Source organism: Acidocella sp. (genome assembly GCF_050253495.1).
In the GTDB taxonomy this organism is placed as follows: domain Bacteria; phylum Pseudomonadota; class Alphaproteobacteria; order Acetobacterales; family Acetobacteraceae; genus Acidocella.
Genome location: NZ_JBFWIX010000003.1, coordinates 153,491 through 175,184, shown reverse-complemented (window position 1 = coordinate 175,184; position 21,694 = coordinate 153,491). Strand labels below are relative to the sequence as shown.

The 21,694-nt window shown below is 66.0% G+C and carries 22 protein-coding genes; 10 read left to right on the top strand and 12 right to left on the bottom strand.

What is annotated here, in order from left to right:
- Positions 1 to 38: 38 nt before the first annotated feature.
- Entirely contained in the window at positions 39 to 608 is a 570-nt protein-coding gene (locus tag AB7D48_RS04290; protein ID WP_427976083.1) for a zinc-ribbon domain-containing protein, read from the bottom strand.
- 144 nt (positions 609 to 752) lie between these two features.
- Here AB7D48_RS04290 and ftsE point away from each other — a divergent pair, with 144 nt between their 5' ends.
- From ftsE to AB7D48_RS04270, 4 genes are read left to right on the top strand one after another with little or no spacing between them, the layout of a single operon-like run.
- Complete coding sequence (ftsE, locus tag AB7D48_RS04285; RefSeq protein ID WP_427976082.1) at positions 753 to 1,427, top strand: cell division ATP-binding protein FtsE; 675 nt, start codon at positions 753 to 755, stop codon at positions 1,425 to 1,427.
- Positions 1,420 to 2,316 carry a cell division protein FtsX gene (locus AB7D48_RS04280; RefSeq protein ID WP_427976081.1) on the top strand — a complete coding sequence of 299 codons (897 nt, stop codon included), beginning with the start codon at positions 1,420 to 1,422 and terminating at the stop codon, positions 2,314 to 2,316. Before ftsE ends, AB7D48_RS04280 begins: the two co-directional genes overlap by 8 nt.
- Before the next feature lies 1 nt (position 2,317).
- Positions 2,318 to 2,944, top strand: a complete 627-nt coding sequence (locus tag AB7D48_RS04275) for a YdcF family protein (protein WP_427976080.1) — start codon at positions 2,318 to 2,320, stop codon at positions 2,942 to 2,944.
- Between the two features lie 4 nt (positions 2,945 to 2,948).
- Positions 2,949 to 3,635: a lysophospholipid acyltransferase family protein gene (locus AB7D48_RS04270; protein WP_427976079.1), complete on the top strand. Its 687-nt coding sequence runs from the start codon at positions 2,949 to 2,951 to the stop codon at positions 3,633 to 3,635.
- A gap of 9 nt (positions 3,636 to 3,644) precedes the next feature.
- On the opposite strand, the gene AB7D48_RS04265 is transcribed toward AB7D48_RS04270, so the two are convergent.
- From AB7D48_RS04265 to AB7D48_RS04250, 4 genes are all read right to left on the bottom strand, one after another.
- Positions 3,645 to 4,760, bottom strand: a complete 1,116-nt coding sequence (locus AB7D48_RS04265; protein WP_427976078.1) for an MFS transporter — start codon at positions 4,758 to 4,760, stop codon at positions 3,645 to 3,647.
- 97 nt (positions 4,761 to 4,857) lie between these two features.
- Positions 4,858 to 5,115: a GlsB/YeaQ/YmgE family stress response membrane protein gene (locus AB7D48_RS04260; RefSeq protein ID WP_427976077.1), complete on the bottom strand. Its 258-nt coding sequence runs from the start codon at positions 5,113 to 5,115 to the stop codon at positions 4,858 to 4,860.
- A gap of 78 nt (positions 5,116 to 5,193) precedes the next feature.
- Complete coding sequence (locus AB7D48_RS04255; protein WP_427976076.1) at positions 5,194 to 6,183, bottom strand: lysylphosphatidylglycerol synthase domain-containing protein; 990 nt, start codon at positions 6,181 to 6,183, stop codon at positions 5,194 to 5,196.
- Between the two features lie 13 nt (positions 6,184 to 6,196).
- Positions 6,197 to 7,102: a ferritin-like domain-containing protein gene (locus AB7D48_RS04250; protein ID WP_427976075.1), complete on the bottom strand. Its 906-nt coding sequence runs from the start codon at positions 7,100 to 7,102 to the stop codon at positions 6,197 to 6,199.
- Positions 7,103 to 7,182: 80 nt separating this feature from the next.
- On the opposite strand from AB7D48_RS04250, the gene hpnA reads away from it, so the two are divergent.
- The 6 genes from hpnA (at position 7,183) to shc (ending at position 14,180) form a co-directional block, all read left to right on the top strand.
- The gene (hpnA, locus tag AB7D48_RS04245; RefSeq protein ID WP_427976074.1) at positions 7,183 to 8,205 is read left to right on the top strand and encodes a hopanoid-associated sugar epimerase; all 1,023 of its coding nucleotides are present in this window, start codon (positions 7,183 to 7,185) and stop codon (positions 8,203 to 8,205) included.
- Complete coding sequence (locus tag AB7D48_RS04240) at positions 8,202 to 9,305, top strand: glycosyltransferase (RefSeq protein WP_427976073.1); 1,104 nt, start codon at positions 8,202 to 8,204, stop codon at positions 9,303 to 9,305. The genes hpnA and AB7D48_RS04240 overlap by 4 nt, the downstream gene beginning before the upstream one ends.
- Complete coding sequence (gene hpnC, locus AB7D48_RS04235) at positions 9,302 to 10,171, top strand: squalene synthase HpnC (RefSeq protein WP_427976072.1); 870 nt, start codon at positions 9,302 to 9,304, stop codon at positions 10,169 to 10,171. Before AB7D48_RS04240 ends, hpnC begins: the two co-directional genes overlap by 4 nt.
- A complete protein-coding gene (gene hpnD / locus AB7D48_RS04230) occupies positions 10,168 to 11,013 on the top strand; it encodes a presqualene diphosphate synthase HpnD (protein ID WP_427976071.1) in 846 nt (281 codons plus the stop codon). The genes hpnC and hpnD overlap by 4 nt, the downstream gene beginning before the upstream one ends.
- Before the next feature lie 10 nt (positions 11,014 to 11,023).
- The gene (gene hpnE / locus AB7D48_RS04225) at positions 11,024 to 12,205 is read left to right on the top strand and encodes a hydroxysqualene dehydroxylase HpnE (protein WP_427976070.1); all 1,182 of its coding nucleotides are present in this window, start codon (positions 11,024 to 11,026) and stop codon (positions 12,203 to 12,205) included.
- Between the two features lie 61 nt (positions 12,206 to 12,266).
- Complete coding sequence (shc, locus tag AB7D48_RS04220; RefSeq protein WP_427976069.1) at positions 12,267 to 14,180, top strand: squalene--hopene cyclase; 1,914 nt, start codon at positions 12,267 to 12,269, stop codon at positions 14,178 to 14,180.
- 111 nt (positions 14,181 to 14,291) lie between these two features.
- On the opposite strand, the gene AB7D48_RS04215 is transcribed toward shc, so the two are convergent.
- The 7 genes from AB7D48_RS04215 to AB7D48_RS04185 form a co-directional block, all read right to left on the bottom strand.
- Positions 14,292 to 15,701, bottom strand: coding sequence for an NAD(P)(+) transhydrogenase (Re/Si-specific) subunit beta (locus tag AB7D48_RS04215; RefSeq protein ID WP_427976068.1), 1,410 nt, complete (start codon positions 15,699 to 15,701; stop codon positions 14,292 to 14,294).
- A 6-nt stretch (positions 15,702 to 15,707) separates the two neighbouring features.
- Positions 15,708 to 16,097: a proton-translocating transhydrogenase family protein gene (locus AB7D48_RS04210; protein ID WP_427976067.1), complete on the bottom strand. Its 390-nt coding sequence runs from the start codon at positions 16,095 to 16,097 to the stop codon at positions 15,708 to 15,710.
- Between the two features lie 21 nt (positions 16,098 to 16,118).
- Positions 16,119 to 17,252 carry a Re/Si-specific NAD(P)(+) transhydrogenase subunit alpha gene (locus tag AB7D48_RS04205; RefSeq protein ID WP_427976066.1) on the bottom strand — a complete coding sequence of 378 codons (1,134 nt, stop codon included), beginning with the start codon at positions 17,250 to 17,252 and terminating at the stop codon, positions 16,119 to 16,121.
- Between the two features lie 59 nt (positions 17,253 to 17,311).
- The gene (locus AB7D48_RS04200) at positions 17,312 to 18,064 is read right to left on the bottom strand and encodes a class I SAM-dependent methyltransferase (protein ID WP_427976065.1); all 753 of its coding nucleotides are present in this window, start codon (positions 18,062 to 18,064) and stop codon (positions 17,312 to 17,314) included.
- Between the two features lies 1 nt (position 18,065).
- Complete coding sequence (locus AB7D48_RS04195; protein ID WP_427976064.1) at positions 18,066 to 19,415, bottom strand: ABC1 kinase family protein; 1,350 nt, start codon at positions 19,413 to 19,415, stop codon at positions 18,066 to 18,068.
- Entirely contained in the window at positions 19,412 to 21,226 is a 1,815-nt protein-coding gene (locus AB7D48_RS04190; RefSeq protein ID WP_427976063.1) for a M3 family oligoendopeptidase, read from the bottom strand. Before AB7D48_RS04190 ends, AB7D48_RS04195 begins: the two co-directional genes overlap by 4 nt.
- A 150-nt stretch (positions 21,227 to 21,376) precedes the next feature.
- Complete coding sequence (locus tag AB7D48_RS04185) at positions 21,377 to 21,634, bottom strand: DUF2312 domain-containing protein (RefSeq protein ID WP_427976062.1); 258 nt, start codon at positions 21,632 to 21,634, stop codon at positions 21,377 to 21,379.
- Positions 21,635 to 21,694: the final 60 nt, after the last annotated feature.

The window sequence follows — 21,694 nt, the reverse complement described above, 5'->3', positions numbered from 1 at the left end:
GGAGCGCTTTTCAAACCAGCGCCCCGCCTTACCCCGGCTCAGCCCAGATGCAGCGCGTGGAACAGCCCCGCACTGGCCGGAATCAGCTTCATCACCGCATGCCGCTCCACCACAATCAACGCCAGCGCCAGCAGCACCAGCAAAGCCGTCACCAAACGCGGGTTCAACGCGCCCGCCCGTTTTTTGTCCGGCGCGTCAGATTCGAATTCCATATGATTGTTGCGCGCCGCGCGCACGAGATCGGCAAAACGGTCCGGCTCTGGCGGCGGTTCGTGCCCGGCCTGCTCATCGCGCAGGGCCGCCTGGATCTCGGCTTTCGCCTCATCGTCCGCCGCCTTGCCAAAACGCCGCGACAGCACCTCGCTCACCCCGGCCGAATCGTCTGCCTCCACCGCCTTCCCGGCGGAAAAGGCGGCCGGGGGCATTTTCACGGCGACCGTCTCGTCAAGGCCGGCCTCCCCGGCGCCCGGCACGGCTTCCTCGCGCCCCTGCGCGCTCACGCGCCAGCCATGGCCGCATTGCTCGCAGCGCAGCCGGCGCGGCCGCCCTCCGATCAGATCGTCGGGAACATCATACAGCGCATGACAATTGGGGCAGGCGATCCGCATTGCGCCTCAACGCATGGCATTTTTAGCGCCACACCGCAACAACACGCTCAGGGGCGATGAAAATTGTCAGAAAATAAATGAAGCGCCGTCTTGCCCGCCCGCTCCTTCTCGCGGCACTAGAGGGGGCATGAGGGAACAGACCTGATGGTCCGATTCGACGATGTCTGGCTCCGTTACCGCCACACCGCGCGCGGCGCAGAGGCCGAGGCCCTGCGCGGCATCAGCTTCGAGATCGAGGATGGCGGCTTTCGCTGGCTCACCGGCCCTTCGGGCGCGGGCAAGACCAGCCTGCTCAAATTGATCTATCTGGCTGAGCATCCGGCGCGCGGGCGCATCGAGATTCTCGGCACCAGGGCGGCGCGCGTCACACGGCGCGAGGCCGCGCTGCTGCGCCGGCGCATCGGCGTGGTCTATCAGGATTTCCGCCTGCTCCCGCAGCTGGACGCTTACGACAACGTGGCCCTGCCCATGCGCCTGGCCCGCCGCAGCGAGGCGCAGGTACAAGCCGATGTCACCGAGATCCTGCGCTGGGTCGGCCTCGCGCACCGCCTGCATGCGCGGCCGGACGAGCTGTCCGGCGGCGAACAGCAGCGCATCGCCATCGCCCGCGCGGTGGTGGCCCGCCCCAAGCTGCTGGTGGCGGACGAACCAACCGGCAATCTGGACGACGAACAGGCGCAAAGGCTGATGCTGCTGATCACGGCGCTGAACAGGCTGGGCACCACCGTCATCGTCGCCACCCACAATACCGGGCTGGTGGAGCGCCATCCCTTTCCCCGCCTGGGGCTGGAAAATGGCCGGCTGGTGCACGATGGCTAGGCGCCGCACGGATCTTCTGGGCGTGCGCGCGGCGCTGTCGGACCGGCTGCTGCCGGTTCTGGTCGGCGCCATGAGCTTTCTGGCGGCACTGGCGCTGGGCGGCACGCTGGCCTGCGCCACGCTCGCCACGAGCTGGCAAGGCAGCACCGCCTCGGCGCTAACGGTTCAAATCCCCCAGCCCGGCGATCCAGACGCCGCGAATGACGGCACCCGCCTGGCCGCCGTGCAACGCGCCCTGGCCGCCGACCCGGACGTGCACGACGTGGCGGTGATGAGCGAAGCGGAAATGAACCGGCTGATCGCCCCCTGGCTCGGCGGAGACGCCGCCTCCCTCGGTCTCAGCCTCCCGGCGATCGTCACCGCCCAATGGGCTGGCGCCGGCGGCACCGGCAAGCTCGGCGCCCAGTTGCAGCAGCTCAGCCCCGGCGCATTGGTGAAAACCGGCGCCATCTGGGCCCAGCGCGTGGCGGCGCTGACCACCAGCCTGCAAGCCTGCGCCCTGGCGGTGCTGCTCATCGTGGCGCTGGTGGCGGCGGCGGTGGTGGCGGTGGCCACGCGCTCGGGCCTCGCCCAATTGCGCGAAACCATCGAAACCGTGCACGGGCTGGGCGCGCTGGATTCCGACATTGCCGGGCGTTTCGCCGCCCGCGCCACCTGGCTGGCCCTGGCGGGGGCCATCGGCGGCACCGCCCTGGCCTTGCCGGTGCTGGCCTGGCTGGCCTGGCTGGCCGCGCCCTTCACCGGCTCGTCGGCGCTGCAATTCAACCATCTGTTCAGCCTGCCCCCGGCCCTGCTCGCCTCGGTGCCGCTGCTGCCCGCCTGCGCCGCGCTCATCGGCTGGGCCACGGCGCAGATCACCGTGCGCGGCTGGCTGCGCCACCTGCCCTGACATGCCCCGCCTGTTCCGCCGCCGCCGTTTTTCGCCGTTCCGGCTATTCGCCCGGCTGCTCCTGGCCGTCGCCGGCGCCTGGAGCGCCGGTTTCCTCATCTACCTCGCCGCGGTGTTCATGGCCGCCCCGCCCAACCCGCTGCCCCTGGCGGACGGCATTGTCGTTCTCACCGGCGGCGACGACAGAATCCGCGAGGCGTTGAAATTGCTGGCGGCGCACGAGGCTCCCCTGCTGCTGATCTCCGGCGCCGGCAAGGGCACCTATCTCGGCGATTTCACCCAGGACGACAGCAGCGCCGCCACCCGCTACGCCAGCGCCATCACGGTGGGGCACATGGCCACCACCACGCACGCCAACGGCACGGAAACCGCCAACTGGGCCAGGGCGCACCACATGCATTCGCTCATCGTCGTCACCGCCGATTACCACATGCCCCGCGCCCTGGTGGAAATCGGCCGCGCCCTGCCCGGCGTGCGCCTGATTCCAGACCCGGTGCGCCCGCCCGCCATGCGAGACCATCTGGCTTGGCCCACCTTGCGCATGCTGGCCGGGGAATACAGCAAATATCTGGTCGTGCGCGCGGGGCTCGGCAGCCTGTTCAGCACCGGCTCCTCGGGGGATTACTGACCCAATGCAGCATCTGCGTTCCTTCGCCTTCAATGCCGTGCTGTGGGGCGCGGGCGCCGTGCTCAGCCTGTGGTGCCTGCTGATCGGCCGCCATTTCAAGGACGGCATCCTGCGCACGGCCAAACTCTGGGCAAATCTGAGCCTGTGGGCGCTCAGGCTGTTCTGCGGCATCACCCTCGAAGCCAGGGGCATGGAGTGGCTGCCATCCGGCGGCTGCGTGATCGCGGCCCAGCACCAATCCGCGCTGGACATTCTGCTCTGGATCTCGCTGCTGCCGCGCCCGGCTTTCGTGTTCAAGAAGGAATTAAGGCGCATCCCGGTGTTCGGCATCCTGCTGGAGCCAAGCGGCATGATCCCGGTGGACCGTGGCGGCGGCCGCAAGGCGCTGCGCCGGATGGTGGAACAAACCCAGGCGGCGGCGGCCACCGGGCGGCAGGTGGTGATCTTTCCCGAAGGCACGCGCGTCGCGCCCGGCGTGAAGGGGGAGCTGCGCCACGGCATCGCGGCGGTGGCGCAAGGGCTGGCGGCGCCGCTCCTGCCCGCCACCACCGATACCGGGCTACGCTGGGGGCGCCAGGCCTTCAACAAACAGCCCGGCCCCGTGCATGTCACCCTGCACCCACCGCTGGAGCCGGGCCTGAACCGCGAGGCGCTGCTCGCCCGGCTGGGCCAGCTTTATTATGGGGAATAACCCCGCCCCTCAGGCCACGCAGCGCGCCGCGAAAAAGGTCAGCCCCAGCAGCAGCGCATCCACCCCGAAGGCGCTGCCCAGCCCGAAATGGCCGGAAACGAACCCGATCATCACCGGCCCGGTCAGAAACCCGGCATAGCCGATTCCCACCACCGCCGGCATGGAATGATGCGCCGCCATGCCCGGCACGCGCGCCGCGGCGCTGAACACCAGCGGCGCGATATTGCCGGTGCCGAACCCAATCAGCCCGAAACCGGCAATGCCCGCCAAGCTGGATTGCACCAGCACCACCAGCGCGAACCCCGCCACCCCCAGCGCCACGCCCAGCCGCATCACGGCGGGCTGGCCCAGCCGCATGGCCAGCCGGTCGCCGGTCAGGCGGGCCAGCGTCGTCATCACCGCGAAGGCGGCATAGCCGAGCGTCGCGCTGTCGATCGGCATATCCCGCTCAAACCGCAGGAAGATGGTGCTCCAATCCGTGGCGGCCCCTTCCGTCATGAAGGCGGCATAGCAGCACAGCCCCAGAATCAGCGCCAAGCGGTTGGGTTTTGCGAAATGCCGCCCCGGGGATGGCGCGTCGCTGCTCCTGGGCAGCAGCCGGAAGCTCTGTGTCAGCGCCAGCAGCACGGCGGCGGCGCTGACCAGGCAAAGCTGCATCACCGTGGCGCCGAGCCTGAGCAACAGACTATCCATCAGCGCCACGCCCAACGTGCCCAGACTGTAACAGGCATGAAAGCCGGACATATGCAGCCGGCCGGACCTCTCCTCCACCACCGCGCCCTGCGCGTTCATCGCCACATCCAGCGCGCCGAAATTAGCGCCGTACAAAAACAGCAGAACCGTGAAGATCAGCGGCGTGGGCGCGCCGCCCAGCAGCGGCAGCATCAGGCTCATCATCAGCCCCGCGGCGATGACGCAGTTGCGGCTTCCCCAGCGCGCCACCGCCAGCCCGGCCAGCGGCATCGCCGCCACACCGCCCGTGCCGCCCGCGAGCAGGATCAGCCCCAGCGAGGCATCACCGAGTTGAAACCGTATCTTGGTGTAGGGAATGACAATCGCCCAGACCGAGATGCCGATGCCCGCCATGGCGAAGACGAGCCGCATGGTCCAGAGTTTACCGCGCATATCAAACCGTTATCCCGCCGCGCGGGAGGCGGCAAGGCAAGCCGGCAAAAAGGGGGGCTTGAAGCCCCCTTACCCCGTCTGGCGCGCCGAACGGCGCCTATAAAACCCGGCGCCCGGCAATGGCATGGTAGATGACCAGCACCACCACGGCCCCCACCACCGCCACGAACAGCGACCAAAGATTGAACCCCGTGACGGGCACGGCCCCCAGCGCCGCGAAAATCCAGCCCCCGACCAACGCGCCGACAATGCCGAGAACGATGTCGATCAACGGCCCCTTGCCGCCATTATCGACGATATGGCTGGCGATCCAGCCGGCGATCAGGCCAAGAATGATCCATCCGATGATTGACACGGTCTTGCCTCCGCAAATGTTTCCCTGACATAAAAATGGGCCGCGCCCGCGGCCCGCGCAAGCCACCCAACCAGAACTTCACCCGGCGTTCATATTCAGCTTGAGCTGACGCGCCTCCTGCCCCTGCCAGACAATCAGAACCGGCACGGCGATGATGAAATCCCGCGCCCGGCGCAGCAATGAAAGCGACAATGAAAGATCCGGGGGAATGCCAAACAGCCCGCCCAGCAGCGTGTAGGCGGCTTCCTGTACCCCCACCCGGCCAGGAATGAAAAAAGCCAGCGCCATGATGGCATGCAGCATGGCCTCGATACAGACCGCGTCCACCCAGGAGAGATGCACCCCCAGCGCCTGGAACCCGATATAGGAGGCCGTGCCCGTCCCGATCCAGCAGAGCAGATGAATGAAGGCGGCCCACGCCAACCGGTGATGCTGGGTGTACATGCCATCCAGCGCCGCCTGCAAACGCTGGAAATTATCCGCCGCTCCCTGGCCGGTGGTCCCGGCGATGCGCATCGCCAGGGCGCTGAACAGCTTGGTGCCCACGCCGCGCTGCGCCACGATCAGCCCCACACCCAGCCCCACCGCCACCGCCAGCCCGATGGAAACCGGCATCATCAGATCCGAACCCGGCACCTGATGCGCCAGAATCACCAGCCCCACCCCGATAAAGACGAGCTGCGCCAGAAACTCCGTGGTGATGTCGCCCAATGTGGAGGCCACGGCATCCGCCATCGCCACGCCGCCCAGCGTGATCACCCTGGCCCCCAGCACATAGCCGCCGACCTGCGAGAACGGCAGAAACTCCCCCGTCGCGTCGCGCACCGCCCGGCCCCAGACACAAAGCCAGAACGAACCTTTCTGGCGCGAGCGCAGCAGCATGCGCCAGCCCAGCCCCAGCCCCAGCAGGATCACGAGCTGCGCGGCGATATATTCCCCCAGCCCCACGGCGCTGATGGAGGCAATGGCGTGCAGCACGTCCCCCGCGCCGAAAAACACCACCAGCCCGGTAATAACGGCCAGCCCCGCCAGGGTCAGCAGGGCGGGAATGAGTTTACTTTTCGACAAGATCAGGATCGATTCACTTTTTTGCCTTTTTAGGCCTGATGAACAACCGTGCCAGCCGCGCCAGGCGCGGCATCGTCCTAGGCCTTTTCAGCCGCGCGTCATAGCCCGCCATGCGGATCTTGTCTTGCTCCAGGCACACATCGATCAGCCGCGCCGGGTCCAGATCGTCGGCAAGCGCCTGCGAGCCGTTCATGGTGAAATTGGCGTCCGCCCCTTCCAGCCCGTCCACGTCGCGGGCGATGCCCATGCGCTCCCAGAACAGATAGGCATAGACCGCCCCGACCTTCAGCTCGAAACCAGGCCGCCGCCACCAGGCCATGGTGGCGCGCCGCCAGGCGATATAATTGGTGAAGAACAGGATATGCCGGCCTTCCTCCTGCACCACAGGCTCGAAGGTCTCCACCAGCTTCTCGGGAAAATAGCCTGAGCGGCGCGCCATCTCGAACAGCCCGTAAGCAAAGAAACTATCGATGCATTCAGAATAGCCCGTGACCAGAAACCCCCATTCCGCGTCGTTGGGAAGCACATATTCCTCATCGGGCTTGACCGGAATGTCATACGCCGCGACGAGGCGGGACAGCACATCCCGGTGGCGCCGCTCCTCCCCCGCCATATGCCGCAGCGCCTCGCGCAGCGGCTTCTGCGCCACGGTGTGGGAATAGAACTCGATTCGCGCCCCGGCCTTGTTCTCGGTCTGCACGGCGATGTCCCAGATCGGCAGGGAGGTGATGCGCGCCAGCGCCTCCGGCTCCAGCTTCGGCCAGTCCAGCACGGCGGGTTTGTAGGGGTTGTAGGTTTCTCCCAGCAGGGCGGTGAACATCTCGAAATGCTCGGGGCTGCCTGGTTCCGCCGGGCCCGGCTTGGGAAAGTTCCAATGCCTTGCGTTATAGTCGGCGATGGCTAGGGCATCATGATCCATCTTGATCCTCATCATGGTTGCACCAGGGACTGCGATGGGTTCTACAGCTTCGGACCCGCCGGGTATATGTCCGCGGTGGAATGGCAGCAAAGCACGAGGAAGATAAAGTGGCGCAGGGCGATCTGGTGCTGGTGACGGGAGCGACGGGATTTGTCGGCGCGGCCGTGGCCAGGGCGGCAAGGGCGGCGGGCTATCAGGTGCGGGTCACGGCGCGGCCGGGCTCCAGCCGCGCCAATCTCGCCGGTCTGGACGCCGAAACCGTCTATCTCGACCTTGCCGCTCCCGAGAGCTTTCCCGCCGCGTTGAAAAACTGCCGCTACCTGCTGCATGTCGCCGCCGATTACCGGCTCTGGGTGCCCGACGAGGCGGCAATGCGCAAGGTGAATATCGACGGCTCCCTGGCCCTGCTGCGCGCCGCCGCCGCCGCCGGGGTGGAACGCTGCGTCTATACCAGCTCCGTCGCCGCGCTGGGCCTCACCGATGACGCCTCCCCCGCGGACGAAACCACCCCGATCAAACCCGCCCACCATGTCGGCGCCTATAAGCGCAGCAAATACGATGCCGAGCAGGCGGTGCGCGGCCTGGCGCGGACACAGAATATCGTGATCGTGAACCCTTCCACCCCCATCGGCCCCGGCGACATCAAGCCCACCCCCACCGGCCAGATGGTGCTGGACGCCGCGCGCGGCAAAATGCCCGCTTATGTGGATACCGGGCTGAACGTGGCGCATGTGGACGATGTCGCCGCCGGGCACCTGCTGGCGCTTGCAAAAGGCCGCCAGGGCGAGGCTTATATTCTCGGCGGCGAGGATCTGATGCTGCGTGAGCTGCTGGCCCTGGTCGCGGCGCAAAGCGGCCGCAAGGCACCGACCCTGCGCCTGCCGGTGGGTCCGCTGATGCCCATCGCCTGGGCGATGGAGCGCATCGCCGGGCGCACCGGCAAAACGCCCTTGATGACACCGGATATTCTCAGAATGGCGCGAAAAAAAATGTTCTTCTCTTCCCGCAAGGCCCAGGAGGAGCTGGCCTACGCGCCCCGCCCCGCCACGCGGGCGGTGGCGGATGCGCTCACCTGGTTCCGCAAGGAGGGGAGGCTCGCATGATTCTGCTGCTCACGTTCGCCATCTGGCTGTATCTGGCCTTTTTTCATGGCCGGTTCTGGGATTCCGCCCCGGAACTCCCCCCCGCCACACCACGGGACGCGCCGGATGTCGACATCGTCATCCCCGCCCGGGACGAGGTGGAAACCATCGCCCCGGTCATCGCCTCGCTCGTGGCGCAGGATTATCCCGGCACGTTCCGCGTCATTCTGGTGGATGACAACTCGACGGACGGCACCGCCGAGGCCGCCGGCGCGCATGAGCGGCTGAGCATCCTCACCGGTCAGGCGAAACCGCCGGGCTGGTCCGGCAAGCTCTGGGCGCTGCGCCAGGGGGTGGCCGCCAGCACCGCGCCGGTGATTTTGTTCGCGGACGCCGACATCACCCACGACCCGCGCCATCTCGCCACGCTGGTGGCGAAGATGAACACGGACCGGCTGGACATGGTCTCGGAAATGGTGCGTCTCAACTGCACCTCCCTGCCGGAGAAATTCCTCATCCCCGCCTTCATCTATTTCTTCCAGATGCTCTATCCCTTCGCCCGCGTGAACAATCCGCGCTCGCGCGTGGCGGCGGCGGCGGGCGGCACGGTGCTGATCAAGCGCGCCGCGCTGGAGCGCATCGGCGGGCTGGAGGCGATGAAGCACGCCCTCATCGACGATGTGACCCTGGCCTCCAAGGTCAAGAAAAACGGACCGGTCTATCTCGGCCATTCGGGGCTCGCCGCCTCCATCCGCCCCTACCCGGTCGCCCGGGACATCTGGGACATGATCGCCCGCACCGCCTTCACCCAGCTGCGCCATTCCGCATTCATCCTCATCGGCACCCTCATCGGGCTGGCGCTGGTGTGGCTGGTGTTCCCCTTCGCCACGCTCTGCACCGGCCTGGGCTGGCGCGCGGCGCTGGGGCTGGCCATCTGGGCCATCGCCGCGCTGACCTATTTCCCGACGCTGGACCGCTATAAAGTCCACCGGGCCCATGCCATCGCCCTGCCCGCCATCGCCTTGTTCTACATGGCCGCCACCATCGGCTCGGCGGTGAATTACTGGCTGGGGCGCGGCGCCAAATGGAAAAGCCGCGCCTATGCCGGAGAGTCCTCATGATCGCCAACGACAACACCGCCCCCACCCGCGCCAAGGGCGATAAAAGCGTCGAAGCCTGGTCCGGCAAGGATAAGGGGGATGAGAATTTCCCCGTCGCCTCCCTGCTCATCGCCAAGCCGTTGCGCGCGCGCGTGCACGCCTATTACGATTTCGCCCGCAACGCGGACGACATCTCGGACAGCCCGACCTTGCCGCCCGATGAAAAGCTCGCCCGGCTGGACGCGATGGAGGCGGTGCTGACCGGCGCTCAGGACACAGGCAGCGCCAGCGCCACCCGTCTGCGCCAGTCCTTGGCCGAATCCGGCGTGCCCGCCACCCATGCGCGCGAGCTGCTGGTGGCCTTCCGGCAGGATGTAACCAAGACCCGCTACGAAAACTGGGACGAGCTGATGCGATATTGCCGCTACTCCGCCGCTCCGGTGGGCCGCTACGTGCTGGATGTGCACGGCGAATCCCACGATAGCTGGGGCCCTTCGGACGCGCTCTGCGCCTCCTTGCAAGTGCTCAACCATTTGCAGGATTGCGCCAAGGATCTGCGCGACCTGGACCGCTGCTACGTCCCGCGGGATTGGCTGCGCGAAGCCGGCCTGACCACGGACGACATCGCCCGCACCGAAACCATGCCCGCCCTGCGCGCCGTGTTCGACAAAATGCTGGACGAAACAGACAGTCTGAACCGCGCCGCCGCCGCCCTGCCCAAGCTTGTCAAATCCCGCCGCCTGCGGATCGAAACCGCCATCATCTGCGCGCTGGCCAACCGGCTCGCCGTGCTGCTGCGCCATGGCGACCCGCTGGCCACGCGGGTGAAGCTCTCCAAGCTGGATGTCCTCGCCGCCGGTTTGAAAGGGTTGAGGCACGCGCCATGATCACCCCCGGCGACAGCGCCTATGTCACCGCCCTGGTGAAAGCCTCCGGCACCTCCTTCTATCACGGCATGAAGATCCTGCCGCCGGAACGAAGGGATGCGATGTATGCCATCTACGCCTTCTGCCGGGTGGTGGACGACATCGCCGATGAGGAAGGCCGCGGCTTCACCGCCAAGCAGGCCGAGCTGGAAGCCTGGCGCCAGCGCATCGCGGCCTTGTATGAGCGCGGCGAGGCCGAAGACCCGATCACCAGGGCCTTGCTGATCGTGATTCACGATTACCATGTCCGCCGGGAGGATTTCATCGCCATCATCGACGGCATGGAGATGGATGCGGGCGAGCCGATCATCGCGCCGCCGCTGGCGGAGCTGGACCTTTATTGCGACCGCGTGGCCTCCGCCGTGGGGCGGCTCTCCGTGCGGGTGTTCGGGGATTCCTCCCCCGCGGCGGACGAGGTGGCGCACGCGCTGGGGCGCGGGCTGCAACTCACCAACATATTGCGCGACGTGGCCGAGGATGCGGAGCGCGGGCGCATCTATCTGCCCGCCGAATTCCTCGAAGAGGCGGGCATCCCGGCCGACCCCGCCTCGATCCTCGCCGCCCCCGCCCTGCCACGCGCCTGCGCCCGCGTGGCGGACATGGCCGAGCGGCATTTCACCCACGCCAACGACGCCATGGCCCGCTGCGATGCCCGCGCCATGCGCCCCGCCCAGATGATGGAAGCCAGCTACCGTCCACTGCTGGATATTTTACAACGCCGGAATTTCGACTATGCACAAGGTCGCGTTTCACTTCCGAAATGGAAAAAACTAATGCTGGCGGCAAAATTGCTGGCGGGATGAGGAAGAGGGCATGAGCGTACATGTCATCGGTGCGGGACTGGCCGGTCTTTCGGCCGCTTGCAGGCTGGCTGAGCTGGGGCATCATGTCGTGCTGTTCGAGGCCGCCCCCCAGGCGGGCGGACGGGCACGCTCTTATTTCGACAAGCAGCTCGGCTGCCGGATCGATAACGGCAATCACATGCTGCTCTCGGGCAACCTGTCCGCGCTGCATTACCTGCAACGGATCGGCGCACGGCGCTCGCTGACCGGCCCGGCGGACCCCGCCTTCCCGTTCCATGACCTCAAGACCGGCAAAAGCTGGACATTGCGCCTGAATGCGGGTGGTTTTCCCTGGTGGATCTTCTCTCCCGCCCGGCGCGTGCCCGGCACGCGCTTCTGGGATTATCTGGCGCTCAAGAAGCTGCTCAAGGCGAAACCGGACGATCTGGTGAACAAGCTGGCGGGGGGCGGCGCGCTTTATGCGAATCTGCTGGAGCCGCTGGCCATCGCGGCGCTGAACACCATGCCCGACAAGGCCGCCGCCCAACCGCTGGGGGCCGTGCTGGCCGAAACGGTGGAGCGTGGCGGTTTCGCCGCCTTGCCGCGCTGGGCCCGAATCGGGCTTTCGGAAAGCTTCGTGGACCCGGCCCTGGACTGGCTGCGCCATCGCGGCGTGGAAATCCGGCTGGGGGAGCGCGTGAGCGCGCTGCGCCCCGGCCAGACCACGGTGCTGGCCGTGCCGCCCTGGGCGGCGAAGGAGCTGATGCCCGAACTTACCGTGCCGGATGCCTTCGAATCCATCTGCAACCTGCATTTCAAGGCGCATATGCCGCCCGGCGCGGCGGGCTTTCACGGCCTGCTCAACGGCATGGCCGAATGGGTCTTCCCGCGCGACAGCGTGATCTCGGTCACCATCTCGGCGGCCAACCGCTATGCGCATCTGAGCCATGAGGCGATCGCCGGGCAAGTCTGGATGGAACTGTCCCGGACCTTCGACTTGCCGCCGGATCCGCCACCCTGCCGGGTGTTGTGGGAAAAACGCGCCACCTTCGCCTGCACGCCGGCGCAACTCGCCCGGCGCCCCGGCCCGCAAAGCCCGCGCCGTGGCGTGGTGCTGGCGGGTGACTGGACGGATACCGGCCTGCCCGCGACCATCGAAGGCGCCATCCGCTCCGGCGAGGCCGCCGTGGCGGCCCTGCTGACCTCGGACTGAGCAACCCTCCCTCCGGCGAGAACACTGGCAAAACGCCGCGAAAACTGCCAAATCCTCAAGAATGAACGCGATACTGGACAATTCGATCGAGCTGGCCCGTGCCTCCCTGACGGCTGAGCAGCGGACGGACGGGCATTATTGCTACGAGCTGGAGGCGGATGCCACGATTCCGGCCGAATATGTGCTGCTGGAACATTATCTCGACCGGATCGACGACGCGCTGGAACGCAAGATCGGCGTGTATCTGCGCCGCATCCAGGGCGATTACGACACCTGCCAGGGCGGCTGGCCGCTCTTCCATGGCGGCAAGATGGACCTTTCCTGCTCGGTGAAGGCCTATTTCGCCCTGAAGGCATTGGGGGATTCGCCCGATGCGCCGCATATGGTCCGAGCGCGGGAAGCCATTCTGGCGGCGGGCGGGGCGGAACGTTCCAACGTGTTCACCCGCTTTCAGATGGCCCTGTTCGACGCCGTGCCCTGGGATGCCTGCCCGGTGATCCCCATCGAGGCGGTGCTGATGCCGGACTGGTTTCCCTTCACCATGCGCAAGGTCTCCTATTGGTCGCGCACGGTGATGATGCCGCTGATGTTCCTGGCCAGCCGCAAGCCCCTGGCCCGCAACCCGCGCAAGATCCGCATCGACGAGCTGTTCCGCACGCCACCCGCGCAGGTGAAGGACTGGATCAAGGGGCCGTATAAATCCGCCTGGGGCCCGGCCTTCAAGCTGCTGGACGACATGCTGCGCGCCGCCGAACCGTTCTTTCCCAAGAACAGCCGGGCGAAAGCGGAAGAAAAGGCCCGAAGCTGGATCATCGAGCGGCTCAACGGCGAGGACGGGCTTGGCGCCATCTACCCCGCCATGGCCAACGCCACGATGATGTTCGACTATCTGGGCGACAAGACGCATTTCGACATCGCCTGGGGCTCCGTGCGCAAGCTGCTGGTGATCCGCGAGGACGAGGCCTATTGCCAGCCTTGCCTCTCCCCTGTGTGGGACACGGCCCTGGCCGGGCACGCCCTGGCGGAAGCCGGGGCAGCCCAGGCCGTGGCCGGGGCCTGCGACTGGCTGATCCCCCGCCAGGAGCTGAACGTGGTGGGCGACTGGGCGGACAACACGCCCGGCACGCGCCCCGGCGGCTGGGCCTTTCAATATAACAACGCCCATTACCCGGATGTGGACGACACCGCCGTGGCCGCCATGCTGCTGCACCGCGCGGGCGACCCGAAATATGCCGAGGCCATCTCCCGCGCGCGGGAATGGATTCTCGGCATGCAATCCACCAACGGCGCCTGGGGCGCGTTCGACATCAATAACGACCGCCAATACCTCAACCATATCCCCTTCGCGGACCATGGCGCGCTGCTCGACCCGCCGACGGAGGATGTCTCGGCGCGCTGCATCTCCTTCCTCGCCCAGCTGGGACATGAGGAAGACAAGCCCGCCATCGAACGCGGCATCCAGTATCTGCGCGAAACCCAGAAACCGGACGGCTCCTGGTTCGGCCGCTGGGGCACGAATTACATTTACGGCACCTGGTCCGTGCTCTGCGCCCTGAACGCGGCCGGGGTGGCGCATGACGACCCGATGATGGTGAAGGCGGCATCCTGGCTGATCTCCAAGCAGCGCGCCGATGGCGGCTGGGGCGAGGACAATGAAAGCTATGGCGACGCCCCGGCGGGCGAATTCCACGGCGTGGCCGCGCAAAGCCTGCCGAGCCAGAGCGCCTGGGCGGTGCTGGGGCTGATGGCGGCCGGGCTGGCGGACCATGAGGCCGTCAGGCGCGGCATTGAATATCTACAGGCCGCGCAGGGCGAGGATGGAAGCTGGACGGAAGCGCCTTATAACGCGGTGGGCTTTCCGCGCGTGTTCTATCTGAAATATCACGGCTATCCGCGCTTCTTCCCGCTGCTGGCGCTGAGCCGCTACAAGCAAGTGCTGGCCAGCAATGACCGTGTGGTGAAATACGGGTTTTAAAGCTTCATCCGGCCGGATGAAGCGGCCCGGACAATCCAGACACTCTTCTCGATTCGGGGCCATGAAAAAAGGCCGGAGCATCGGCTCCGGCCTTTTTCGTTGCGGCTGGGCTCAGTGCCCCAATGCCTGAACGATTTCCTCGGTCATCTTCTTGGCGTCGCCGAAGAGCATCATGGTGTTGTCCTTGAAGAACAGCTCATTTTCCACCCCCGCATAGCCCGAGGCCATGGAGCGTTTCACGAACAGCACGGTCTTGGCCTTTTCCACCTCCAGGATCGGCATGCCGAAAATCGGGCTGGCCGGGTTGGTCTTGGCGGCGGGGTTGGTCACGTCGTTGGCGCCGATCACATACACGACATCCGCGGTGGCGAACTCGTTATTGATCTGCTCCAACTCGAACACCTCGTCATAAGGCACGTTGGCTTCCGCCAGCAGCACGTTCATGTGCCCAGGCATGCGCCCCGCCACCGGATGGATGGCGTATTTCACCTCGACACCGTCTTTCTTCAAGATATCGGCCATTTCACGCAAGGCGTGCTGCGCCTGGGCCACCGCCATGCCATAGCCCGGCACGATGATGACCTTGGCGGCGTTCTTCATGATGAAGGCGGCATCGTCGGCGGAGCCGGTCTTCACCGCCTTGTCGCCGGAGGAAGCCCCCGCGACGGCCCCGGCATCGCCGGAATTGCCGAACCCGCCCGCGATGACGTTGATGATCGAGCGGTTCATGCCCTTGCACATGATATAGGACAGGATGGCGCCCGAAGAGCCGACCAGCGCGCCGGTGACGATCAGCGCCAGATTGCCGATGGTGAAGCCAATGCCCGAAGCCGCCCAGCCGGAATAGGAGTTCAGCATCGAGACCACCACCGGCATGTCCGCCCCGCCGATGGGGATGATCAGCAGGAAGCCCAGCGCCAGCGCCAGCGCCGCGATCAGCGAGAACAAAAGCGGGCTGCCGCCGGAGCTGACGAAGGCGATGATCAGCAGCACGATCACCACGCCGATGCCGGCATTCAGCTTATGCTGCCCGCGGAAGGTGATGGGCGTGCCCTTCATCAGCGCCTGCAGCTTGGCGAAGGCGATCAGCGAGCCGGTGAAGGTGATGGCGCCGATGGCCAGGCCGAGCGACATCTCGATCAGGCTCTCGATATGGATATGGTGCGGCATGCCGATGCCGAAGCTCTGCGGCGCGTTCAACGCCGCGGCCGCCACGAACACGGCCGCCAGCCCCACCAACGAGTGGAAAGCCGCGACAAGCTGCGGCAGCGCCGTCATCTTGATCTTTTGCGCCACGACCAGCCCGATGGCGCCGCCAATGGCGATGCCCGCCAGAATGATCAGCACCCAGCCCCAATCCATGCCCCCATGCAGGAACGTGGCGGCGACGGCGATGACCATGCCGATGATACCAAACCGGTTGCCCCGGCGGGAGCTGGCGGGGTGGGAAAGCCCGCGCAGCGCCAGGATGAACAGAACCGCCGCGACGAGATACGCAAGCGAGGTAAGAGACTGGTTCATCTTGCGTTACTTCTTCTTGAACATGGCCAGCATGCGGTTGGTCACCGCGAACCCGCCGAAGATATTGATACTCACCAGCACCACGGCCAGAAAACCGAATATATGCGCGATCAGGCTGCCATGCAGCCCGGTGGCCAGCATGGCGCCGACGATGATGACGGAGGAGATGGCGTTGGTGACGGCCATCAACGGCGAATGCAGCGCCGGGGTCACGCTCCACACCACGTAATAGCCGACAAACACGGCCAGCACGAAGATGCTGAACAGATAGATGAAGGGGGCGGCGGGCGGCACGTGCTGCGCGGCCACGGCGGCCACGCCGGCGGCGTTCTGCGCCAATATGGATGCCTGATGGGCAAGGTCCGCCGCCTGGGCGGCCAAATCTGCGGGTGTCATGAGTGAAAGCCTCCCTTCGGATTAAGCGGCGGGCTTGAAATTGGGGTGCACGATCTCTCCGCCCCGGGTCACCAGCGCGCCCTTGATCAGGTCGTCGTCGGGTTTCAGGGCGGGCTGCTTGGCCTCCTTGTCCCAGAAGGTGGAGAGGAAGGTGAGCAGATTGCGGGCATAAAGCTGGCTAGCCGCCACCGCGATGCGCGAGGGCCAGTTCCGGTGCCCGATAATGGTCACCCCGTTCGGGGTGGTGATGGTCTCGCCCGGCACCGTCTCGGCGCAGTTGCCGCCCGATTCCGCCGCCAGATCCACGATGATCGAGCCCGGTTTCATCGACGCCACCATCTCGGAGGTGACGATCACCGGCGCCTTGCGGCCCTGCACCAGGGCCGTGCAGATCACGATGTCGTTCTTGGCGACGGTGCTGGCCATCAGCTCCGCCTGTTTCTGGCGGAACTCCTCGGACATCTGCCCGGCATAGGGGCCGGTCTGCTTCGCGCTTTCCTCATCGTCCACGCCGATATAGCTGGCGCCGAGGGATTTGATCTCCTCCTTCGCGGCCGGGCGCACATCGGTGCCCGAGACCACGCCGCCCAGGCGCCGCGCGGTGGCGATGGCCTGCAACCCCGCCACCCCGGCGCCGATCACGAACACGCGCGCCGGCGCCACGGTGCCGGCGGCGGTCATCATCAGCGGAAAGCCGCGGGGGAAATTATACGCCCCCTCGATCACCGCGCGATAACCGGCGAGATTCGCCTGGGAGGATAGCACATCCATGCTCTGCGCGCGGGTGATGCGCGGCAGCAGCTCCAGCCCCACCGCGTCGATCTTCGCCTCGGCCAGCGCCGGGGCCAGCATGGCGTCGGACGCCGCGCCAAGGGTCGCCACCAGCAGCGTGCCCGGGGCGATCAGCCCGCGCACGCTTTCATCCGGCGCGTTCACGGCGAACAAAATCCCGGCGCCAGCCAGCGCGGCGGCCGCATCCGGCGCGATCTCGGCGCCGGCGGCGGCGAATTCCTCATCGGGAATCGCGGACTGAATGCCCGCTCCGGCCTCGATGGCGACACTCAGCCCCAGCCCGATCAGTTTCTTCACCGTATCGGGCGTCGCCGCAACACGGGCTTCCCCCGCACGGCGCTCCCTTAAAACCGCAAGACGCATTTACCTGTCCTTAAAACCTTTAAAGTTTTACGCCACCATGGGTTAAGGCGCATAATATTTCAAGCCTGTCCTCCCGGGGCGTGGACACGCCCCGGCTCCGGCAGGCTCCCCGGCGCGCCGATACGCACCGCCACATGTCCCTTCTCGGCCGCGACCCCGATATATTCATAGGAGAATCCCGTCCTGGCGATGAATTCCCGGAACGCCTTGTACTCATGCGCGCGCCAGCCGGGATAATTGAAATATTCATCGAACAGAATGACCGTTCCGGGATTGATCCGCCCCTCCAGCGCGGAAAAGATCGTCACCGTGCTGGTATAGATGTCGCAATCCACATGGATGAAGGCCACCGCCTCCTTCTGGGCGGCCAGAAACGGTGGCAGGCTCTGCTCGAACCAGCCCGGATGCAGCACGGCATTGGCCGGCACCTTGGGCAGCTTGCCCCGCTGTGTGAAGGCGCCGGCTTTTTCCCTGGTGCCCGCCCAATCCTCCGGCAGACCGCCGAAACTGTCGAAGCCATGCACGGGGCGGGCGGTCTGGCCGGCGAGGTTGCGCAGACTCGCCCCCTTGGCGACGCCGAACTCCAGCACCAGCCCCTCCCGCGGCGCGCGGGCCAGGGCGAAGCGGGCCAGCTCGTAACGGTCCGCCAGCACCATCGCCTCGGGCATATGGGCGATGATGTAGTCAACCGCCTCGCGCTTGGCGTGCAGCCGCAAATCCAGCCAGAGATCGTTCGCGTAAATGGAATGCAGCAGCTTCCGGTAAGCCCGGGCCAGCAGCCCCGCGCGCAGCCCACGTTTGAGAATCGCCATGCTATCGGGCTTCCGGCACGCCCGCCTCGGCCAGTACCGCGGCCTGGCGGGCCGCGAGCGCCGCCTCGTCATATGCCGCCACCGTCTCCTGGAACAGCCGGCACCAGTTCAGCTCCGCGCCCAGACGCATGAACACCGCCCCCAGCCCGATGGCGGAACGGTCCATCAGCACGAATTCACGCGGGGGGCGCACGCCTCCGGTGCGCTGCAACCCGGCATGGACCTTCTGCGCCACCTCACGGCCGAATTCCGTGCCCTCCCCTTCCTGGATCGGGCGCACCCGGTCCTCGATCAGCGGTTTATACAGAAATTTCGCCCAATCGTTCAGCACATCCACCTGCTCGTCCGTGATGCCCTTGAACCCCCAGATGTCATAGGCGTTGCGGGCGCGCGAATCGTCGCCATCGCGCACGGCGGCGTAAAGCTCCAGCACGCCCGTAACGAATTTCGGCGGAAACACGCGGATGGAGCCGTAATCCAGCAAATTCAGCCCGCCCGCCTCGCTCACCTGGTAATTGCCCAGATGCGGGTCGCCATGGATCACGCCATAGCGGTAGAAGGGAATATACCAGGCACGGAACAAGGCCGTGGCCAAGGCGTTGCGCTGCGCCTGGCTGGGGTTGCCTTCCATCCAGGAGCGGAACCCCTGGCCCCGCAGCCAGCTCATCGTCAGCAGGCGGGTGGTGGTGTAGCCCTCGACCGGCTCAGGCACGTTCACATCCGGCACATCCGCCAGCATCAGCCGGTAGAGGCGCATCTGCGCGGCTTCGCGGGTATAATCCAGCTCCTCGCGGAACCGCTCGGTCAGCTCGACATAAATATCGTCCTGAATGATCGCGTTATCCATGCGCTTGTAAACCGCCATGGCCAGCTTCACCTGACGCAGATCCGCCTCGATCACGCTCGGCATGTCGGGATATTGCAGCTTGACCGCCACCTCCCGCCCGTCCGGCAGCACGGCGCGGTGCACCTGCCCCAGGCTGGCGGCGGCCACGGCCTCGCGCGAGAAGCTCTTGAACTTGCTCTCCCAATCCGCGCCCAGCTCGCTGGACATGCGCCTGCGCACGAAGGGCCAGCCCATCGGCGGGGCGTTGGATTGCAGCTCCGCCAGCTGCTTGGCGTATTCCGGCGGCAGCGCATCGGGCACGGTGGAAAGAAACTGCGCCACCTTCATCATCGGCCCCTTCAGGCCGCCGAGCAGGGATTTCAGATCCTCCGCATGGCGGGCCTGGTCGGTCTTGATGCCGAACACGCGCTCCCCCGCGATGCGCGCGGCGATGCCGCCCACCGCGCCCGAGGTGCGGGCCATGCGCCGCATTTCGCCAAAGAGATTGCCGCCGCGTTCGCTCATGCTTTTTCCAACTCGTCGATAAAGCCCGAGATCACATCCAACCCCTTGTTCCAGAAAGCGGGGTCGGACGCATCCAGCCCGAAGGGCGCCAGCAGCTCCTTATGCCGCTTGGCCCCGCCCGCGGCCAGCATCTCGCGATATTTGGCCGCGAACCCCTCTTTGTCCGGGCTTTCCTGATAGACGGCATAAAGCGCGTTCACCAGGCAATCCCCGAAGGCATAAGCGTAAACATAGAAGGGGGAATGGAAGAAATGCGAGATATAGGCCCAGAAGGTCCGGTAATCCGCCGTGAAGTTGAAGGCCGGGCCAAGGCTGCGGGTCTGCACATCCAGCCAGATCTCACAAATGCGCTCCGGCAGAATCTCGCCCTTGGCGCGCTCGGTATGAAAGGCGACCTCAAACTCATGAAAGGCGATCTGCCGGACCACGGTGTTGAGCATATCCTCCACCTTCTGCGCCAGCATGATGCGCCGGCGGGCCGGGTCGGTCTCGGCATCCAGCAATGAGCGGAAGGTCAGCATCTCGCCGAACACGCTGGCGGTCTCGGCCAGGGTCAGCGGGGTGCCGGCCAGCAAATAGCCCTGCCTGGCCGCCAGCGATTGATGCGCGCCATGGCCCAGCTCATGCGCCAGCGTCATCACATCGCGCGTTTTGCCGTGGAAATTCATCAGCACATAGGGATGCGCCGAAGGCACGGTGGAGTGCGAAAAGGCACCGCCCGCCTTGCCGGGGCGCGGGGCCGCGTCGATCCAGTTTTTCTCGAAAAAGGGCCTGATGGTCGCGGCCAGATCCGGGCTGAAACCGCCATAGGCGTTCAGCACGATATCGCGCGCCTGGGGCCAGGAGACCGGCTTGTCCGCATCGGCGGGCAAGGGGGCGTTACGGTCCCAATGCTCCAGCTTCTCCAGCCCCAGCCATTTGGCCTTCAGCGCGTAATAACGGTGCGACAGGCGGCCGTAGGAGGATTTCACCGCCTCCACCAGCGCGTTCACCACCTCGTCCTCGACCATGTTCGCCCGGTTGCGGAAGGACCAGGGATGCGGATAAGCGTGCCACTCATCGTCGACCGCCTTGTCCTTGGCGATGGTGTTCAGCACGAGCGCGAATAATTTCTCATTCCGCTCCATCGCCTTGGCCACCGCCTTGGCGGCTTCCTCGCGCATGGCCCGGTCGGAGTCGGAGAGTTTGTTGAGCGCGGCGGAGAGGGTCAGCTCATCACCGTTCACGATAAGCCGCAGCCCGGCTATCGTCTCATCGAATAAGCGCGTCCAGGCGGAATGGCCGGTCACGTCCTTTTCCATGAAGAGCCGCTCGATCACATCCTCACGCTGATGCGGCAGGAACACCCGCAGATCCCGCAGCCAGGAGGCATAATGGGCCAACGCCTTGTCTTGCAGCTTCGCGGCCAGCGCCGCGTCCGGAATCCGGTTCAGCTCCAGCGTGAAGAACAAGGTCTTGGTGCCCAGGGCGGTCACGCGCTCGGACATGGTCTGGTAGAATTGGCCGTGGGCGGGAATGGAGGAATCCGCCGAGAACAGCAGCACCGCGTAGGACATGATGCGCCCGGGAATTTCCTGCAACGCCTCATAGGCGCGAATGGCCTCGGCCAGTTCCGCGCCGGAGAGCCCCGCCAGCTTGCCTTGATAGGCCGTGGCGAATCTGTCCGCGCCGTCCTGAACGGTTTTCAGGTCGGCTTCGATGCGCGGGTCGGTCGGCGCGGCGTAAAGATCCGTGAGATCCCAGCTAGGGAGAGGCGCGGCCTTTCCGGTGGAAACTCCATCCGGCTGCCGCGCCAAGCGATTCTGGTCCATGCCCGCTCCGTTTCAAACTCTGTGGGCACAGATTTAGGCGCTGCGGGGCCAAGGTCAAACAGGGGCCGCGCCCGAGCCCAGGAGAAAAACCGGAGACCGGCCTGTTCGCGCCACCATGGGGGCTGGTTCAGGAGCCCCCGCGCGCGCGAATCACATGCCGATCGCGCGGCGGTAAATATCGAGCAGCGTCTCCTGCTCCTCCACCTCGGCGGGCTCCTGCTTGCGGATGCGGATCAGCTGGCGGATCACCTTTACATCGAATCCCGCGGATTTCGCCTCAGAGTAAATATCCTTGATGTCGCTGGCGAGCGCCTTACGCTCCTCCTCCAGGCGCTCGATGCGCTCGATGATGCTGCGCAGCCGCTCGCCGGCAATGTTGGTCGGTTTCTCTTCGGTAGATGCAGACATGCCCAACTCCCATTCAGGGCGGCGGGGATAGAGGAAGGGAGCCCCCCCGGTCAATGCGCG

What these genes read in the sequence shown, in the direction of transcription:
- AB7D48_RS04290 (WP_427976083.1), bottom strand. Translation starts at nt 608, where the DNA reads ATGCGGATCGCCTGCCCCAATTGTCATGCGCTGTATGATGTTCCCGAC.
- ftsE (WP_427976082.1), top strand. Translation starts at nt 753, where the DNA reads ATGGTCCGATTCGACGATGTCTGGCTCCGTTACCGCCACACCGCGCGC.
- AB7D48_RS04280 (WP_427976081.1), top strand. Translation starts at nt 1,420, where the DNA reads ATGGCTAGGCGCCGCACGGATCTTCTGGGCGTGCGCGCGGCGCTGTCG.
- AB7D48_RS04275 (WP_427976080.1), top strand. Translation starts at nt 2,318, where the DNA reads ATGCCCCGCCTGTTCCGCCGCCGCCGTTTTTCGCCGTTCCGGCTATTC.
- AB7D48_RS04270 (WP_427976079.1), top strand. Translation starts at nt 2,949, where the DNA reads ATGCAGCATCTGCGTTCCTTCGCCTTCAATGCCGTGCTGTGGGGCGCG.
- AB7D48_RS04265 (WP_427976078.1), bottom strand. Translation starts at nt 4,760, where the DNA reads ATGCGCGGTAAACTCTGGACCATGCGGCTCGTCTTCGCCATGGCGGGC.
- AB7D48_RS04250 (WP_427976075.1), bottom strand. Translation starts at nt 7,102, where the DNA reads ATGGATCATGATGCCCTAGCCATCGCCGACTATAACGCAAGGCATTGG.
- hpnA (WP_427976074.1), top strand. Translation starts at nt 7,183, where the DNA reads ATGGCAGCAAAGCACGAGGAAGATAAAGTGGCGCAGGGCGATCTGGTG.
- AB7D48_RS04240 (WP_427976073.1), top strand. Translation starts at nt 8,202, where the DNA reads ATGATTCTGCTGCTCACGTTCGCCATCTGGCTGTATCTGGCCTTTTTT.
- hpnC (WP_427976072.1), top strand. Translation starts at nt 9,302, where the DNA reads ATGATCGCCAACGACAACACCGCCCCCACCCGCGCCAAGGGCGATAAA.
- hpnD (WP_427976071.1), top strand. Translation starts at nt 10,168, where the DNA reads ATGATCACCCCCGGCGACAGCGCCTATGTCACCGCCCTGGTGAAAGCC.
- hpnE (WP_427976070.1), top strand. Translation starts at nt 11,024, where the DNA reads ATGAGCGTACATGTCATCGGTGCGGGACTGGCCGGTCTTTCGGCCGCT.
- shc (WP_427976069.1), top strand. Translation starts at nt 12,267, where the DNA reads ATGAACGCGATACTGGACAATTCGATCGAGCTGGCCCGTGCCTCCCTG.
- AB7D48_RS04215 (WP_427976068.1), bottom strand. Translation starts at nt 15,701, where the DNA reads ATGAACCAGTCTCTTACCTCGCTTGCGTATCTCGTCGCGGCGGTTCTG.
- AB7D48_RS04210 (WP_427976067.1), bottom strand. Translation starts at nt 16,097, where the DNA reads ATGACACCCGCAGATTTGGCCGCCCAGGCGGCGGACCTTGCCCATCAG.
- AB7D48_RS04205 (WP_427976066.1), bottom strand. Translation starts at nt 17,252, where the DNA reads ATGCGTCTTGCGGTTTTAAGGGAGCGCCGTGCGGGGGAAGCCCGTGTT.
- AB7D48_RS04200 (WP_427976065.1), bottom strand. Translation starts at nt 18,064, where the DNA reads ATGGCGATTCTCAAACGTGGGCTGCGCGCGGGGCTGCTGGCCCGGGCT.
- AB7D48_RS04195 (WP_427976064.1), bottom strand. Translation starts at nt 19,415, where the DNA reads ATGAGCGAACGCGGCGGCAATCTCTTTGGCGAAATGCGGCGCATGGCC.
- AB7D48_RS04190 (WP_427976063.1), bottom strand. Translation starts at nt 21,226, where the DNA reads ATGGACCAGAATCGCTTGGCGCGGCAGCCGGATGGAGTTTCCACCGGA.
- AB7D48_RS04185 (WP_427976062.1), bottom strand. Translation starts at nt 21,634, where the DNA reads ATGTCTGCATCTACCGAAGAGAAACCGACCAACATTGCCGGCGAGCGG.